Source organism: Roseitalea sp. (assembly GCF_984466335.1).
In genome coordinates this window covers 1-2,297 of the sequence record NZ_CFIFWG010000256.1, presented here as the reverse complement: position 1 = coordinate 2,297, position 2,297 = coordinate 1, and the positions used below count along the sequence as shown (strand labels likewise).

The window sequence follows — 2,297 nt, the reverse complement described above, 5'->3', positions numbered from 1 at the left end:
GATCTTCGCCATTGACCAGGCCGAACAGGCCGACCTCGTCGGTCTCAAGCTCGGCCTCGAACCGGCCCGGCGCCCGCTCGGTCAGGTCGAGCGTAAGCGTCTCGCCCGAAGGCGTCGTCACGGTGACCGGGCCGACCGTTTCGGCCATGGTCTGGCGGCGGATCGTCAGCACGTCGCCCTGTGCGGTGGCGGTCAGCGCCTCCTCCTCCAGTTCGGGCTCCTTCATCAGCCAGTGGGCGAGGCGGCGGTAAAGGCCCACATGGGGGCCGCCGCCCTCGAACCCGCGCGCCCACAGCCAGCCATGGTCGGACAGCATCAGCCCGACGCGGCCCTCGCCATAATGGTTCAGCACCAGAAGCGGCGCCTCGCCGTCGCCCCGCATCACGGTGGTGCCCTCGATATCGGTGACGCCGATCGTGCGGAACCAGCGCCCCCATCGCGGCGGCTCGCTGCCGGCCCCTTCCAGATCGCGGGTCACGGGATGGCGGTCGCCCGCGCCGGTCAGGCGCGGATGGAAGCCGGCGCGCTCGACCTCGCCGGTGGGCATGGCGGGCAGGGCGCTGGCCAGCGGTGTCCGGGCCACCGAGTTGGTGCCGGCATATTCGGGGCCGGAGGCGACCAGCAGCGCGCCGCCGGCCCGCACATATTCGGCGATGAAGTCGTAGTAGAGCGTCGGCAGCACGTTGCGGTTCTGGTAGCGGTCGAAGATGATCAGGTCGAAATCGTCGATCCGTTCCACGAACAGTTCGCGCGTGGGAAAGGCGATCAGCGACAGTTCGTTGATCGGCGTGCCATCCTGCTTTTCGGGCGGGCGCAGAATGGTGAAGTGGACGAGGTCGACGGCCGCGTCTGACTTGAGCAGGTTGCGCCAGGTGCGCTCGCCCGAATGGGGTTCGCCGGAGACCAGCAGCACGCGCAAATTCTCGCGGATGCCCTCGATGCGCATGACGGCGCGGTTGTTGCTGCCTGTCAGTTCGCCGTCGCGTTCGGCGACGCGCAGTTCCACGATGTTGGCGCCGCCCCGGTCAAGCTCGATCTCGATCGGATAGGTCTGGCCGGGAACGGCCCGCGCCGTGGCACGGGCCTCGCCGTTCACGAAAAGCGCGACGTCGACGCCATTGCCGGCCGCCGGCATCGCACCCTGGTCGATGACCCGGTAGCCGAGTTCGACCGGCGTGCCGACGATGGCGAAACGGGGCGCCTCGACCAGCTCGATCTTGCGGTCGAACTCGTCCTCCGTGCCGGTGATCAGCCCGTGCAAGGGGGCATCGAACCCCAGTTCGGCCAGCGTGTCGGGCAGGTCGTGGATCTGCCCGTCGGTGATCATCACCGCGCCGCCGACCCTGGCCGGCGGCACGTCGCGCAGCGCCGAGCGCAACGCCTCGAACATGCGTGTCTCGGTGTTCGCGCCCGTCGCCGCCGCGCCGGTCTCGACGATGCGCAGGTCGAACTGTGCAAAGCGCTCGAAGGCACGTTCGAGTTCGGCCGCGGCCCGGTCCATCTGGTCGAGCCGGTCGCCCAGCCGCTGGCTCTGGCTGGTGTCGAGCACCATGGCGACGGTGGTCGGAAGGGCGGCGCGCTCCTCGTCGAGGATCACCGGGTTGGCGAGCGCCAGCACCAGGCAGGCGGCGGCCAGCGCGCGCAGCCATGCGCCGCGCAGGCCCATCACGACGATCGCCGTCCCCAGCGCCGATGCGACGAGCGCGACGAGCGCGATCAGCGGCCAGGGCAGGAAAGGCTCGAAGATCAGCGAGAGGGCGTTGGTCTCCATCTACTGTCCCAACCGTTCAAGGAGCGCCGGTACGTGGACCTGGTCGGCCTTGTAGTTGCCGGTGAGCATGTACATCATGATGTTCACCCCCGACCGGAAGGCATGGATACGCTGCAACGGGTCACCCGAGGCGATGGGGAAAAGCGGGCGGCCGGTCCCGTCGAGCGCCCAGGCGGCGGCGAAGTCGTTGCCGGTGATCATGATCGGGGTGACGCCGTCGCCGGTGCGCACCGGACGGTCGGCGCGCGCGCCCTCGACCTGGGCGGCCTCCACCCAGAGCGGCGAGCCGGCATAGCGGCCCGGAAAGGCGTCCAGAATGTAGAACGCCTTGGTCAGCACATGGTCCGCCGGGACGGGTTCGAGCGGCGGAACGTTCAGCCCGCGCAGGATTTCGCGCAGGCGCGCGGTCTCCGGCGTCGTGCCGGTGCCGAGCGGGCCGGCGAGCTGGTCGCGCGTGTCGAACAGGATCGTGCCGCCGCCCTGCATATAGGCGTCCAGGCGCGCGATCGCGGTGTCCGACGGCATG

At 69.7% G+C, this 2,297-nt stretch carries 2 protein-coding genes; both read right to left on the bottom strand.

Going from position 1 to position 2,297, the window contains the following annotated elements:
• Positions 1 to 1,771: hypothetical protein (locus tag AC5E6L_RS15260; protein ID WP_491774447.1), on the bottom strand; the 1,771-nt coding region annotated here is incomplete at its 3' end.
• A partial coding sequence (locus AC5E6L_RS15255; RefSeq protein ID WP_491774445.1) for a DUF4159 domain-containing protein occupies positions 1,772 to 2,297 on the bottom strand: 526 nt, incomplete at its 5' end.